At 46.7% G+C, this 15900-nt stretch carries 10 protein-coding genes; 1 reads left to right on the forward strand and 9 read right to left on the reverse strand.

Translation table 11 applies throughout. From position 1 onward, the window contains the following. Positions 1 to 412 precede the first annotated feature (412 nt). From gcvP to F0261_RS09595, 9 genes are all read right to left on the reverse strand, one after another. A complete protein-coding gene (gene gcvP, locus F0261_RS09555; protein WP_171337825.1) occupies positions 413 to 3310 on the reverse strand; it encodes an aminomethyl-transferring glycine dehydrogenase in 2898 nt (965 codons plus the stop codon). Between the two features lie 121 nt (positions 3311 to 3431). Continuing rightward, positions 3432 to 3821: a glycine cleavage system protein GcvH gene (gcvH, locus tag F0261_RS09560; RefSeq protein ID WP_014950360.1), complete on the reverse strand. Its 390-nt coding sequence runs from the start codon at positions 3819 to 3821 to the stop codon at positions 3432 to 3434. A 51-nt stretch (positions 3822 to 3872) separates the two neighbouring features. Beyond that, positions 3873 to 4952, reverse strand: a complete 1080-nt coding sequence (gene gcvT / locus F0261_RS09565) for a glycine cleavage system aminomethyltransferase GcvT (RefSeq protein ID WP_014950361.1) — start codon at positions 4950 to 4952, stop codon at positions 3873 to 3875. Positions 4953 to 5285: 333 nt separating this feature from the next. Further along, on the reverse strand, positions 5286 to 6638 hold the full coding sequence (locus F0261_RS09570; protein ID WP_171337826.1) for a sugar MFS transporter: 1353 nt from the start codon (positions 6636 to 6638) through the stop codon (positions 5286 to 5288). A gap of 30 nt (positions 6639 to 6668) precedes the next feature. Then, on the reverse strand, positions 6669 to 7820 hold the full coding sequence (gene nagA / locus F0261_RS09575; protein ID WP_171337827.1) for an N-acetylglucosamine-6-phosphate deacetylase: 1152 nt from the start codon (positions 7818 to 7820) through the stop codon (positions 6669 to 6671). After that, positions 7817 to 8815 (reverse strand): glucosamine-6-phosphate deaminase NagB-II, encoded by a 999-nt coding sequence (gene nagB-II, locus F0261_RS09580; protein WP_014979993.1) that lies wholly within the window; start codon positions 8813 to 8815, stop codon positions 7817 to 7819. Before nagB-II ends, nagA begins: the two co-directional genes overlap by 4 nt. Next, positions 8812 to 9717 carry a BadF/BadG/BcrA/BcrD ATPase family protein gene (locus F0261_RS09585; protein WP_171337828.1) on the reverse strand — a complete coding sequence of 302 codons (906 nt, stop codon included), beginning with the start codon at positions 9715 to 9717 and terminating at the stop codon, positions 8812 to 8814. The genes nagB-II and F0261_RS09585 overlap by 4 nt, the downstream gene beginning before the upstream one ends. Positions 9718 to 9802: 85 nt before the next feature. Then, positions 9803 to 12355, reverse strand: coding sequence for a family 20 glycosylhydrolase (locus F0261_RS09590; RefSeq protein ID WP_014979995.1), 2553 nt, complete (start codon positions 12353 to 12355; stop codon positions 9803 to 9805). Positions 12356 to 12465: 110 nt separating this feature from the next. Then, the gene (locus F0261_RS09595; RefSeq protein ID WP_171337829.1) at positions 12466 to 15192 is read right to left on the reverse strand and encodes a TonB-dependent receptor; all 2727 of its coding nucleotides are present in this window, start codon (positions 15190 to 15192) and stop codon (positions 12466 to 12468) included. 219 nt (positions 15193 to 15411) lie between these two features. On the opposite strand from F0261_RS09595, the gene F0261_RS09600 reads away from it, so the two are divergent. After that, the coding region (locus F0261_RS09600) for a LacI family DNA-binding transcriptional regulator (RefSeq protein ID WP_171337830.1) at positions 15412 to 15900 on the forward strand (489 nt) is incomplete at its 3' end.

Consider the following 15900-nt stretch of genomic DNA (forward strand, 5'->3'; position numbering starts at 1 on the left):
TAAATCCTTTTATGGCTAAAAACACTAGGTTTTAGCCTTTCCTTTCATTCTATCAATTCATATATTATTTTTTACTCTTTGTCAGTACAAAAATTATTATGAAGAAAACAGATAAAACTTAGATATAAAAATATTTTTCATATCTCAATATCAACGTATTTTACCTTTCCTATTAAAAGATAAATTTAAGTCACGTCAATAGAATAATTCAACCAAATATAAATTATACTTGAGAGTTACATTTCTAGCCTGTTAACAGAAACGAGCGAATCAGCATTACAGAGGTAACTTTACATATAACGTTGCTACATTCAAACCAATATTTTCTAAAATCCCAGAAAACAAAAAAGGCGAACCAACCGGTTCGCCTTCCAAATCAATAAAGCTCTAACAGCAACGCTGCCAAACCACCCTACTCCTCAACATAGCTCTCAATGCTAGGGCAAGAACAGATCAGGTTACGGTCGCCATACACGTCATCAATACGGTTAACCGTTGGCCAGAACTTGTTTCTGTGTACTTCTGGCGCTGGGTACGCCGCTAACATGCGGTCGTAGCTGCGGTTCCAGTCGCTGTCACAGATGTCAGCTAGCGTGTGTGGTGCGTTGTGTAGAGGGTTGTCAGTGGCATCCCACTCACCGCTTTCTACTTTCGCAATTTCTTGGCGAATGCTCACCATCGCATTAATGAAACGGTCTAGTTCGTACTTCGCTTCCGACTCGGTTGGCTCAATCATAAGCGTACCCGCTACTGGGAAGCTCATGGTTGGCGCATGGAAACCGTAGTCGTTTAGGCGCTTCGCAATGTCTAGCTCTGTTACACCGCTTGCTTCTTTAAGCGGGCGAAGGTCAATAATACATTCGTGCGCTACGCGGCCATTGTTGCCTTTGTAAAGCACTGGGAAGTGCCCTTCTAGCTTCTTAGCCACATAGTTAGCGTTAAGAATAGCAACTTCGGTTGCACGGCGAAGGCCTGCGCTACCCATCATTTTGATGTACATGTAGCTAATAGGCAGAATAGACGCACTGCCCCATGGCGCTGCCGATACCGCACCACAGTCTTTGCCCGCCGTTTCTACCTTAACAACCGTGTGGTTTGGTAGGAATGGCGCAAGGTGCGATTTAACACCAATTGGTCCCATACCTGGGCCACCGCCACCGTGTGGAATACAGAAAGTTTTGTGTAGGTTAAGGTGCGACACATCTGAACCAATGAAGCCAGGCGACGTAATGCCCACCTGCGCGTTCATGTTCGCGCCGTCCATGTAAACCTGACCGCCGTATTGGTGAACAATGTCACAAATCTCGCGTACGGTTTCTTCATATACACCGTGAGTAGACGGGTACGTGATCATGGCGCACGATAGGTTGTCACCCACTTCTTCCGCTTTCTTGCGAAGGTCGTTAAGGTCTACGTTACCTTTGCTATCACAGGCTACTACTACCACTTTAAGGCTAACCATTTGCGCAGACGCAGGGTTAGTACCGTGGGCAGAGCTTGGAATTAGGCACACGTTTCTGTGACCTTCGCCACGGCTTTCATGGTAACGCTGAATTGCCAATAGACCTGCGTATTCACCTTGTGCACCTGAGTTAGGCTGCATTGAAAGCGCGTCGTAGCCCGTTACGTTAATTAGCCACTCGCTAAGCTCGGCAATCATTTCTTGATAACCCGTTGCTTGGTCTAGTGGTGCAAATGGGTGAAGCTGACCGAATTCAGCCCATGTTACCGGGATCATTTCAGCCGTCGCGTTTAGCTTCATGGTGCACGAACCCAATGAAATCATTGAATGGTTAAGCGCCAAGTCTTTGTTTTCAAGGCTCTTGATGTAACGAAGCATCTCTGTTTCAGAGTGATACTTGTTAAACACTTCGTGGGTCAGGAAGTCGCTAGTACGTACTAAACCTTCAGGAATAGATTTCACGTCTTGCGTGGTTACTTCTGCATCTAAACCTTCAACAGTAAGGCCGTGATCTTCACCAAGTAATACGTCGAATAGCGCAACAATGTCTTCACGTGTGGTGGTTTCGTCTAGCGACACACCTACCGCACCTTCAAGGTCTGCGCGCAGGTTCATGCCTTTTGCGTAGGCTTTTGCTAGTACGTCTTCTTTGTTGTCTACCATAACGGTTAGCGTGTCGAAGTACGTGCTGTGTTTTAGAGCTACACCTTTCTGGTTTAAACCAGTAGCAAGAATGTCGGCGAAGCGGTGAATGCGTTCAGCAATGGTTTTAAGGCCTTGTGGGCCGTGGTATACCGCGTAGAAGCTTGCCATGTTGGCTAGCAGCACCTGCGCTGTACAAATGTTCGAGTTCGCTTTTTCGCGGCGAATGTGTTGTTCACGAGTTTGTAGCGCCATACGAAGTGCTGGGCGACCACGGGTGTCTTTACTTACACCAATAATACGGCCAGGTAGTGAACGCTTGTAGCTGTCGCGTGTAGCAAAGAATGCCGCATGCGGGCCACCATAGCCCATAGGTACACCAAAGCGCTGTGCACTACCAAGTGCAACGTCTGCACCTAGCTCGCCAGGCGACTTAAGCATTACTAAGCTCATTAGGTCAGCGGCTACTGCCACAATACCTTTTTTCGCCTGTACTGCAGCAATGATGTCGCTGATGTCTTTTACTTCACCGGTAGAGGTTGGGTATTGAAGTAGCGCACCGAATACGTCGTGTTCTGCTGCTTCTTCTGCCGCACCTTTGATGATTTCAAAGCCAAACATTTCAGCGCGAGTTTCAACCACGTCAACCGTTTGCGGGTGAACGTCGTTAGCAATGAAGAAAGCGTTTGATTTTTTATTCTTAGATACGCGCTTAGCAAGGCCCATGGCTTCTGCTGCCGCTGTACCTTCATCAAGTAATGACGCAGATGCTAGCTCTAGGCCAGTTAGGTCAATGGTCACTTGTTGGAAGTTAAGAATGGCTTCCAAACGACCTTGGGCAATTTCTGGCTGGTAAGGCGTGTACGCTGTGTACCAACCTGGATTTTCTAGTACGTTGCGAAGAATAACGTTTGGTACGTGAGTATCGTAGTAACCCATACCAATGAAAGAACGGTTAATTTTGTTCTTTTGTGCAACGGCTTTAAGTTCGCTTAATGCTTCAACTTCTGTCGCCCCTTCACCACATTTTAGTGGCTCTGGTAGCGCAATACCTGCCGGTACAGTTTGCTCGATTAAATCGTCTAGTGAGCTTGCACCAATAGCAGACAGCATTTCTTCAATTTCGCCTTTACCCGGGCCAATGTGACGGCGGATAAAAGTATCTTTTTGCTCTAGTTGAGCCAATGTAGGGGAAGTATTCGACATAACGTTGTTAAGCACTCGTAATGGTTGCCGCAAGGGCGCGTTAAATCTTTAAGTTAAAAAGGGGCTGAATTATCTTCATGCCCCTTTTCAAATTATGGTTCTTTAAAAACTGCGTAACGAATTACTCTTCGTCGATGCTGTTTTCGTAGCCTTCAGCGTCTAGTAGACCTTCTACTTCGGCCGCGTCGTCAGCTTTAATTTTGAATAGCCAACCGTCGCCGTATGGGTCAGAGTTAACTAGTTCTGGTGAATCTTCTAGGTCTTCGTTAATCGCTACAATTTCACCTGAAATTGGCGCGTAAACGTCAGACGCTGCTTTTACCGATTCAGCAACACATACGTCGTCGCCAGTGCTTACTGCGTCGCCAACATCTGGCAAATCAACGAAAACCATGTCGCCAAGTAAGCCTTGTGCGTGCTCAGAAATACCTACAGTGAAAACACCGTCACCTTCAGGGCGAACCCATTCGTGCGTAGCGGCATAGCGTAAATCAGTTGGGATGTTGCTCATAATCGTTCCTGTTATTCTCTGTTAACTTTCGGGGCCTAGAAGCTTTTGGCCTTACAAAACACTTTTTCCATTGCGAACAAAGGAGGGCTTAACCACTTTTACTGTAACCCACTTTTTGCGCATTTCCACTTCTACTGTTTCACCAACATCACTTGGTACTCGTGCCATCGCAATTGAGTGTCCTAGTGTTGGAGAGAACGTACCTGAAGTGATAACGCCTTCGCCGCTTTCTGTTTTCACTTTAAGACCGTGACGCAGCACGCCTTTTTCAGTCATTACCAAGCCTACTAGCTTGTCGGTACCCGCTTCGCGCTGCGCTTCTAGTGCTTTACGCCCTACGAAGTCACGATCAGCTGGTTCCCATGTAATTGTCCAGCCCATGTTGGCGGCTAGTGGTGATACGGTTTCGTCCATATCTTGGCCGTACAGGTTCATGCCTGCTTCTAGGCGAAGTGTGTCACGCGCACCCAGGCCGCATGGCTTAACGCCGGCGTCTAGTAGTGCTTGCCAGAAGCTTTCCGCTTGCTCAGCTGGCACCATAATTTCGTAGCCTGCTTCACCGGTATAACCTGTGGTAGCGATGAATAAATCTTCGGCTTGTACACCAAAGAATGGCTTCATGCCCGCTACCGCTTCTTTTTGCGCTGCGCTGAACAAGGTGGCGGCTTTTTCTTTTGCGTTAGGGCCTTGTACGGCAATCATGGCAAATTCAGGGCGCTCGGTGATGGTTACGTCAAAGCCTTCTGCTTTGCTCATTAACCAGTTCATGTCTTTTTCGCGCGTTGCTGAATTAACCACTAGGCGATAGTTAGTCTCGTCGAAGTGATAAACGATAAGGTCGTCTACAACACCGCCTTCTTCGTTAAGCATGCCGCTGTATAGCGCTTTGCCTTTGTCTTTTAATTTTGCCACGTCGTTGGCTAAAAGGTACTGAAGATACGCTTTGGCTTGCGCGCCTTTTACGTCAACAATGGTCATGTGAGACACATCAAACATACCGGCGTCTTGACGCACAGCGTGATGCTCTTCAATTTGTGAACCATAGTTAATTGGCATATCCCAGCCGAAGAAATCGACCATTTTCGCACCGGCTTCTAGGTGCTTTGCGTGTAGGGCGGTGGTACTAGACATTCCACTTACTCTTTTTAATTTGAAAGGTAGAAAACGAAATTGAGTATAGTGAGCTAACGTTTATGCAACAAATTGGAAATTTTTATCAATACATTTAAAAAGCAAATGTATTAAACACTGAACATCAGAAATACAAATATTCAGTATAAGTTAAGACTTAGTGAAGACTCGTCAAATTACTGCAGCTACTTGCCTTTTCTAATGTGGCAGCACCGACTTTAATGCGACAGCACCAGTTTTAATGCAGCAGCGCAGACCAACAACAAGAAATGCGCTAAAAAGCGCATTTCTTTAAACAGTTGAACCGTGAGCCACACGGTAAAACACTGGCATTTACCAGCGTTGTTTTTTACAGCCCAATACGGCGTAGTAAGCAATAAAGCAGTAGCAAGGTAGCATGATCGCGTAGGCACTTTGACCACCAACTAGCTCACTAGCTCCGCCGTAAACCATGGGCAAAATAGCACCACCTGCAATCCCCATGATAAGCAGTGCCGAACCTTGTGCAGTGTATTTACCTAAATTATTTAGCGCCAGCGGCCAAATTGCAGGCCACACCATGGCATTTGCCAAGCCAAGAAGCGCAATACACGTCACGCTGTTAGGTAAGAAAGGAAGCGATTGCACGCCCGTCCATCCCCACAGCACTTGAGAGATCCCAGTATCAGTGTTTGAGCTCATTAGAATGCATGTGGTAAAAACTACGCCCAATACCGCAGAGCTTAGTAGCGCCGTTTGCTGAGATATAAATCGAGGAATACAAATAAGGCCTACTGCGTACCCGATAACCATTGCAATCATGGTAAATGACGTTAGCGTGGTCGCGTTTTCTACGCCAATTGAAGAGCCATACAGCCCAATGGTGTCGCCAGCGATAACTTCTACCCCAACGTAGAAGAACAAGCTTATTGCGCCCAATACTAAGTGTGGGAAATGCAGGATCTTTTTATCTTTATTTGAGGAAAGCGATGCTTCCGCAGTTTCGCCTTCTGCTTGCTCATCATTAATGGCTGGCAATGCAAGGCGCATAAATACCAGTGCCAGTACGCCCAATGCGATTGCCATTGCAACATAAGGCTGAATAAGTGAGACAGACATATCATTAATTAGCGTGGCTTTTACGTCTTGTGGCATGGCGTTTAACGACTCTTGGTTTACGTCAGGCAAACCACTTAACACTAAACTAGTAAAAACAATAGGAGCCAGCACGCCAGCCGCTTTGTTAAGAAGACCCATAAAGGCAATGCGAGCGGCAGCGCTTTCTTCGTTACCCAGGCGAACAATGAACGGGTTTGATGCTGTTTGAAGTATGGTCAAACCGCTACCTACCACAAATTGTGCCAGCAAAAACACGGGGAACATGGCGCTCATTGCGGCAGGTACAAACAACAAACATCCCACGGCGATAATGCTAAGCCCTAGGCTCATGCCCTTCTGGTAGCCAGTTTTTTCTAGGATCTTTGCCATGGGTAGCGCCATGACTACATAAGCAATGTAAAAACAAAAGGCGATAAGCAACGCTTGCATTTCGGTTAGCTCGCACACCATTTGCAAAAACGGAATTAATGCCCCGTTTAACCATGTAATGAAGCCGAAAATGAAAAACAGTAAACCGATACTTAAAATAGGTACAAAGCGCCCCATTCCTGTTGCGTTGGGTACTTGCGACTGAGCTTGTGTTGTCATAGCAAAGATCTCTTATTTATTATTATGTTGTTAGTTAGCGCAAAGGCATTTACTTCCGTTCTGCCACACTTCTAACAGAGTATTGTCGTTGTTTATCACTAAAAAGTTAGCGCGCTTTCCTACCTCTATTTCACCTACCCTATCATGTATTTTGGTGAAGCGTGCTGGCGTTGCGCTTGCCATGGTACTGGCATGTTCTAGTGCAATATTGATGTCATTAATGCTGTTCGTTACTGCGCCGTGCATATCTAAACAGCTACCAGCTAACGTCCCGTCGGGCGTGGTTAACTTGTTACCTTGGCGCGTGATATGAGTATCGAAGAACGCGATGGTATCGTCGCTTGCGCCCACGTGGGCCATGGCGTCAGTTACTAGCATTAAATGATGCGGCCCTTTCACCTTATAAGCCAACTCTACCGCTTTCGGGTGAATGTGATGATGGTCCACAATTATCCCGCACACGCTGTTGTTAAGTAGCGCCGCCCCCACCATTCCAGGCTCTCTGGAAGTCAGTGGCGACATGGCGTTATAAAGGTGGGTAAAGCCTGATGCCCCAGCGTCTAATGCATTTTGCACGGTTTCAAACGGTGCGTTTGAATGCCCTAATGCAACAATAACTCCTTGCCCCACCAAATCTCGGATGATGTCGCAGGGCACGTTTTCAGGCGCAACCGTAATAAGGACTTGCCCAATATCTCTTCGGGTATAGGTTGCCAGTTCACGATCTGAAAGTGCGCGAATATAGCGTGGCAAGTGCACGCCTTTTTTCTCAACAGAAAGGTGCGGCCCTTCAAAATGAACCCCCTCAACACAGGGGTGCGCCTGTGCAATGGCCTCGCTTACTGCATCTGCCGCTTGCTCAATGGTGTCTATATCGTCGGTAATGAGCGTTGGAAACAATGTGGTGGTGCCGTATTTCAGATGTGCATCGGCCATCACGTTTATGCTTTCAAGCGTGGGAGCATGATTAAACATCGCGCCTCCACCACCATTTACCTGCGTGTCGATGTAGCCTGGAATAACTGCACCACGTATGCGCTCGTTGATTGTTGCCGTTGCGTCTTTCTTAAAGTAAGAAAGAGGTGCAATGTCAGCTATCACACCCTTTTCAATGCTTAGCACCTGATTATGCTGCCAGGCACCGTTCATCAGCACCTTTTCAGCCAGAATAATGGTCTTCATTGGGTTTTCGTTACCTTGTTTAATCCGGGTGGCGTATCTGGGTTCAAACCTAATTCAACGGCAATTTTCTCTATATCCAGATAGAAGCGTTGCATTAGTAAAAGTGCGTCCAGCCTTGGGTGTGAAGACGTTACTCCCCCTTGCAGATCTATGCACTCACCGCCACGGGATCTCACATCTTGCACCATGTTTTGATGAAAAGGTGCGCTCTCATCTTCTATGTTTAACGAAATAAGCTTCAGCTTTTTCTCAACTAACGTCACTGGGCCATGGATGAACTCTGCACTGCTAAACGCTTCGGCATGTATACCCAATACTTCTTTTAATTTAAGCGCTACTTCTCGCCCAACCGCATAGCCAAAGCCACGCCCCAAAACAATGGTGTTTCGCGTATTTTCTAAATGGGCTTTTGTTAGCTGAGACGGCGCATTGATCACCGCTTCTAGCTGCGAAGGCATGGCTTTTAGCGCATTAAATAGCGAGGTATTTTCGCTCCAACGGGCACACAAATGGAGAAGCGCCGACAGCGTTGCTAAAAAGCTCTTAGTAGCCGCAACCGCCTTTTCTTCCCCGGCAGATAAAGGAATAACGGCATCAGCCAGCTCGGCTAATGGCGACGTTTCATCATTCACGAAGGCAATCGTAAACGCCCCGCCGTTTTTGGCCGACTCGGTTTGCTTTAGTATGTCTGGGCTGCGACCAGATTGAGAGATAATAAAAGCTACCGCCCCCTTCAAATTCAATTGGCGTTTGAATATGCCTGCTATTGAAAGGGCGGCACTGCATACAGGAATACCCATTTCTGTTTCAAAGAGATATTTCCCAAACACGCCGGCATGATCTGACGAGCCGCGACCAATAATATAAATCAAGTTAGGGTTTAATTGCTGTAACCTACCCGCTAACTGACTGATCGCTTCATCATTCTTATCTAACTGCTGCGCAATAACTGACGGAAACTCTCTGGCTTCTTTTGCCATTATAGATAAACTCATTTCTCACCTTCTTTGTGATTAAACGCGGCTTTTGCATGATAAATAGCACCTTGCTGCGGCGTTGCTTTGCAGGGTACTAAACGCGCTTTGATGGATTCTGAAAAATAGGCTGAATAAACATTGCTAAGCCCACCTATCATGGCTAAACAATGGTTGTGATTAGCAAGAAGTCGCTTTGCCATACGCTCAATGTAAACCGCACCCTCTTCAAAAAGTGCGGTAACCTTGTTTTGCTTTGTGTATAGCAAAGGCAGCATACGTTCTACCAAGGCGGCATAGTGATGGGTGTTAAATTCCGCACATTTCGCTACGATTTCTTGGGTGCATGATGATTGCAGGGCGTTACACACTTCTGCTGCAAGTTCATCCTTTTTTTCCAACTCATCTAAACACAATAGCGTGTGCTGCACGGCCTTTAAACCTAGCCAAGCCCCACTGGCTTTGTCGCCGATAGGAAATCCGTGCCCACCAACATCTTGAAAAGATTCATCTTGCCACATGGTGCCCGATGAACCCGTACCAATAATTATCGCTGCTCCCGGGTTTCCATTGTGTGCTCCAACGCATGCGGCGTGTAAATCGCTTAACACGTGTAGCGAATGAAACGGGTGCTGCCATTGTTCAAACTGTTGCTTCGCAGACTCAATGTTTGCGCCAGCTAGACCGGCGCCTACCACGCACTGCGACAGCGAAATTTGCTCAGATGTGTTGGCGTTCCCTGCATTCGAAATAGCGATATTAATCGCATCTACTATCGACGCTTTAGCTAAATCGCTATCGCGCATAATATTGGCAGGGCCACTTACGCCCTCACCCAAGACATTTCCGTCAACGTCTTCTAATCGTGCTCGGCACTTGGTGCCACCACCGTCTATGCCAATAAAAAATAAATCAGAGCTCATTTAAACATCTCAGTATAGATAAATGCATAGATGCACTTGGTAAAAACATGACAACGCTGTCATTTTAACCAATAAAAACAGGCACTTATAACTGCACCTGTCGACTCATTTGCTGTGTTCCCGCAATTCTAGCGCGTATAGTTACGATCCCCTTCACTTCAACAGGAGCGGTAAAGGTTTCCCACTTGTTACCTGAAGTTAAATACTCCATCGTAAGACCAGACACTGGCTTTATATGTAACTTACCATTGTTAATTACCGCTGCTGGCGAAGGTACACGCACATTCACTCCCTGCTGCACTAGCGCGGGTGCATGGCGGTTAAATAACGCTAACTCAAACGCTTGCCAGTCGTTTGTCTGCTGGTTTATTAAACCACCTTTTTCATGCAGTGCTTTCGCGTTTTGTTGCCATGGTGCGTAGTGCCAGGCCCGTTCAGCCAAGGCCAATAGTCGGGGAAACACCATATACTCCACGGCATCTTGATTCACGGTGACTTCTGACCACAGCTGCCCCTGAATACCGATTACTGATGATGTGTCGGCCTCAGCAGAACTGCTGTAACTGTGGCCCATACGGTCGGTCCATAACTCGCCATGAAGCGGCAGCTGTTCGGGCATAAACGAAAATACTTTTTCGGTATCGGTTGCCCGTGAACCCCAGTAATAGCCAGGTTCATAAGGATTACTTTGGTAAGGAAAGTCAAAATAAAGCACGTCTGGAAACGAAAGTACTACCGGAATATTTTCCTTCGCAAAGTGCGATACTGTTTTCTCTCCACCCGCAGCAAGAAGATGCCAAACGTTGGTATACGCGCTACTGTTATCCAGTGTATTTACGGCTTTTTCCATGCCATCGCTCCAGCCACCAATTGCTATATTGTGCTTTTGCGCAATTTTCTGCACTTCGGTAACAAAAGCCGGCAGTATTTCATCTGCCTTTTGACCTTTCGCAGCGCATACAGGCGATTTAACCCAAGCACCGGCGGTTTCATCGGCGCCAACATGGAAGTGAGTCAACGGAACGTTGGCCTTTTCATGCAGTGATTTCACAGAGGTAAGTACGGTTTCGATAAAATGATAGCTGCTAGCTAAACAGGGGTTTATGGTGTTATCTGAATAGAATTGAACGCTTTCATACTGGGTTTTATCTTCTTTATCTACCAGTAAGAATTCATTTGCAGCATCTGAGTTACCCTCTGCCATAAGCCGCTTGTAGCGCGCATTCATAGCAACAATCGCTGCGCGGGCATGGCCGGGCATATCAAGCGACGGAATAACTTCTATACCGCGCGCATGAGCCATTGTTAAAATATCAATGTAGTCTTGCTGCGTAAGAAAGCCGTTACCTGTAGCACTTTTAAAAGGCCCGCTTCCCAGCTGAGGCAGCAAGCACTGTGTTTCAGACAAATCGTGGCATCGAAACGCACCAATTTCGGTAAGCTCGGGCAAAGCATCGATAGCTAATCTCCAGCCCTCGTCATCACTTAAGTGAAGGTGTAGCTTATTGAGCTTATAGGTGAACATTTGGCGAACAACAGATTCAATCGCGGCTTTTCCCGGAAAGTGTCGAGCAATATCTAAGTGCATTCCGCGAAATTCGAATCGTGGCGAGTCTGCAATTTCAGTGATAGGAAAGCGGCCATGCTGCGCATCAAATACTTGCATTAGTGTTAGCAAACCGTAGTTAGCACTAATGTTATCGTTGGCAATTATCGTGGCGCTTTGCTCTGTTATGCTAAGCGCATAGCCTTCTTTTGCGCTTGTTGTTGCGGGTTCATTTGCAAGGGCGTTCGCATCGTGAGCGCTGCGAATAATAACCTTAAACGGTAAGCCTGTTTTCTGGTTAGTCAGGCCAAAATAGGCCATTTGCTCAATGGCTGGAGCAAGCATGTCTTGATCTGACTTATCTATATTAATGCCAGCGGCTGCAACAAATTTATCCGAATCATCTCTTCGACTTACGTTGGGAATAACACGGTTCTGGACATCATCTGAAATTAGCGCTGAATCGCCCTTATTGTATAAATACGCGCTGTCCATAAGCGGTGTATTGTCGTTTTCAGTGCGTTTGTACTGGGCGTGTTTGTTCCACAAGCCAGTGTGTTGATTGATGAGTAAATTGCTTCCCGACTCTTTCACGCGAGTTGTGGAGGCCACCACCACCGGTGATAAAGCAGGGTAAGTTAAGTAATAGTTCGGCATTGCGTCTGAGCGAGAGGCGTGCCAAAAGGGCGCAGATAGCGTTACCTTAATTTGATCACTTGCGTTCACCTTTTCTTCGAACGTTAGGCGGTGCAGGTCACCGTTTATATGCTCAATACGAACTGCATTTTTTGAGTCATAACCGCGAATAGGCGCAATATGACTAAAGTAAAGCGACGTAGAGGCTTCAATGGGGATTGCCATGGTTGCTATCGTAAGCTCTGACGAAAAGCAGTCGCCTTTTGGAATATGTACCCGGCACAAACTATCGTCCACATTACTTAATACTTCGTAATGTACATCGAGGCTTTCTCCTAGCGCATTCAAGCTGGCTTGCTGTAGCGAAGGCGTTTCAGCCATTGCCGAAGCGCTGCCCACTAGCAGTAACGACAAGCTCAAGCACGCTTTGACAATATTGGTCGTTTTGCGGATCACGTCGCACATCCTTAAATCACAATTTCAGAGTAAAACAAGGGTAAAGCAAACGCCCTACCCTATGCTAAGTGAAGATAGTGAACACACGAACTATCTTCACATACTAGCAACTAGAACTTCATGCTAGCGCCGATGAAGAAACGGCGTCCATTAGCACTTTGCGTTCCACCAAGTCGCTTACCGTCACTGCTTCGAACATAGTAGTTCTCCCAGATTTCGTCGGTAAGGTTAAGGGCTTCAGCTTTGAGTGTAATGGTTTCTGTCACGTTCCAGCTTACCTGCGCATCAAGCTGTGACTGTTCGTCGCGGTACTGATCGCCAATTTCAGCTTGGGCAATAAAGTACTCAGAGCGATAGTTGTAGTTTAAGCGCGCGCTGTAAAGATCAGTTTCGTAGAACACACCTACGTTAAACGAGTCTTTTGACGTGTTCGGGAAGCTTACTGAGCGCGTTGCGATAGTAGCACCAATGATGCTGCCGTCATTGTCTGTAACGGCAACCGCTTCATCAACTTGTGCGTCGGCCACATCAGTGTAGGTGTAGTTAGCGTAGCCACCGAAACCGTTGTCGAACACATGCTGAATTTGCATTTCGATACCATCGATTGTGGTTGAGCCACCATTTTCTGGCGTTCTTAGCTGATTGATTTGCTGACCATCAATTTCACGAGATACGGTTTTGGTAAAGATAAAGTCGTTAATATCTTTCTTGAACACCGTTACCGCGGCTACAGATGATTCGCTAAAGTACCATTCTGCACCCACTTCAAATTGGTTAGCAGTTAGCGGGTTAAGCTGCGGGTTACCAGCAGAGCCAGAACTAGTTTCAGGCGTTAAGTTTACTGCAGGTGCTAACTGAAACGGTGCTGGACGTGTAAGCACACGTGCTGCCGCCATACGAAGTAACACATCTTCAGATAAGTCGTACGACAAGTTGATGCTTGGCAGCCATTCGTTGTAACCACCGTCAAACGCTACCGCTTCGCCTGTTGTTAGGTCGTAACCGTTCGATGTTGAATCGGTCTCAACGTAACGCATACCCACATTACCTCTGAAACCATCACCACTAAATTTCGCCATGGCGTAAAGTGCAGTAATATCTTCTTCTATCTCAAATGAAGATTCATCTAAGAATTCATCGGTACGGCGGCAAAGTATAGTAGTGTCATCAGCACATTCGGCTACGCTATATAATGCGTTGTACATGCTGTCTTTGTCAGGGAAGAAGTAGCTGGCAGCCACACCGTTGGTGTTGTCGTGAGACACGTTAATCATGTCGCCATTCCAAAACGATGACGCTGGGCCAAGGCTACCTTCACCTACCGGCGCTAAGTTGGCCAAGTCAGTTCTGTAGCGAGATTGCGCAAAGCTACGATCGCGACGCTTAATACCCGTTTTGATTTCGGTTACTGCACCCCAATCTACTGAATGCTCGTAGTCAAACTGGATATAGTTTTCTTTATCTTCCGTTGCATTTAGCTGGTCGAATATTCCTCCCAACCACATTTCATCCGTTGGGTTAGCTAGCCATGGGCTTGCCGTTGTAAAATCGATATACGGGTTGTCGCCACCTGGGTTGTAAAAATCGATGGCTGCACGCGGGTCGTTTGCGCTAGCCCAAAACTCAGTAAAGAAATCTCGGTTTTCGCCTTCACCCGTGGTTGTACCTAACTGGAAGTGCAACTTGCCATCACCCATAAGATAGTGCCCCTCAATATCTACGATCTCGGTAGACATTTCAGAACCATCGCGGAAGATGTTGTCATACGCCATAAAGCGCGCCCACTCAGGGCGGTTATCTACACCCATCATGCTAAGCGACTCTACTACGTTGTCGCTGCTCACCGTACCCGGACTGGTGTCTGTACCTGTGTACGCCACACCGCGAAACGGAATACCAATCAAGTTAGAGTTTACGTTGTCAGCTTTAAGCGTTGACGATAAATAGTGGACAGACACGTCGAAGTCGTCGGTAGGTGCCCATTGAGCAGTTACATCAAAACCAACGCGCTCACGGTCTTGCTTAAACAACGCTGAGCCCATTCCCCATGGAATAGCGCCTTTTTGTGAAGCGCCGACTGGTGCTTCAATAAGTGGGTCGATACGAGGGATGCTAGGGCCGAACCAGCCGAAGTCTTCGTTAGTTTCACGCTCTACCGTTCTTTCTTGATAAGAGCCTGAGAAAAGAATACCAAAGGTTTCGTCATCGTTTTTCCAGCTGTACAAACCAGATAGCGTTGGGTCGAGTGAATCGGCGATATCACCATACTGGCCTTCTACCGAGATTTGTCCAGAATTAGCGTCAAGGTCGAACGGTTTACGTGTTTTCAGAATTACCGTTCCACCCAATGCGCCTTCATCAATGTCTGCCTGAGACGACTTGTACACTTCTAAACCTGCAATCATTTCTGACGCTAAAATTTCGAAGTTAAAGTTACGGGTTGCGTCTGATAACACAAACCACTGACCGGTTCCCACGGCTTGACCGTTCACTAGGGTTAAGTTTTGGTCTGGCTGAACGCCGCGTATAGTTACGCCTTGCCCTTCACCAAAATCGCGGTCGATGGTAATACCCGGAACACGGGCAAGTGTTTCTGCCACGTTTTTATCGGGGAACTTACCAATGTCTTCAGCAGTGATAGCGTCAACAATGGCGTTAGAAAAACGCTTGGCATTGATGTTGGCCTTTTGGCTTCCGCGGATCCCTGTGACTTCGATGATTTCAGTTTCACCTGCTTCCTGTGCTACCGCAATAGGTGCTGAAATACTTGTTAATGCGCCCATAGCTATGGCGAGGCGAACACTTCTTGTTAGTTTATGTTGTTGGTTTTTGAACATTGTATTTACCTTCTCTCAGCCATAAATGACAACGCTGTCATTTATTGAAATAATAAAATGACAGGCGTTGTTGTGGGGTACAGCTTTTTGATGACAACGCTGTCATTGAATGTTAACTTACATGACACAATGTAAGGCTGCAATTAATTTTTTAACAAAAAAGTAATACAAGCTTCTTAATTGTTGAAAATTAAACCAATTTTTAAAGTGAGATCGAATTTGGCTGCTACCATCAAAAGTGTTGCCGAAATGGCGGGTGTTTCGATAAAGACCGTTTCGCGCGTAATTAACAAGGAAGGCACGGTAAAACCCGACACCTTGCAACGTGTTGAAGAGGCGATAAAGGCCCTAAAATACACGCCAAATAAGGCAGCGCGAGACTTAGCGAGCAAAGGAGCATCGGTACTGGGTTACGTATACGACAACCCCAACGCTTACTACATTATCGATATGCAAAAAGGCATATTGGATGTGTGTCGCAAAAACAATTTCGAATTGTTAATTCACCCGTGCGATGCAAGCTCTAAAAACATAGCGAAAGAACTGGTGGACATGGTAGACACCGCGCAATTGGCAGGCCTTATTCTTTCGCCTCCGCTGTCAGAAATGCCTGAGGTATTATCGGAACTTGATCAAAACCAAATAAGTTATGTGCGTATTTTATCTGGAGACGGCCCCTTTCCATCGCCCCTCCCCTACGTGTTGGTG

The sequence above is a fragment of the Alteromonas sp. 07-89-2 genome (assembly GCF_013113925.1).
Lineage (GTDB): Bacteria > Pseudomonadota > Gammaproteobacteria > Enterobacterales > Alteromonadaceae > Alteromonas > Alteromonas macleodii.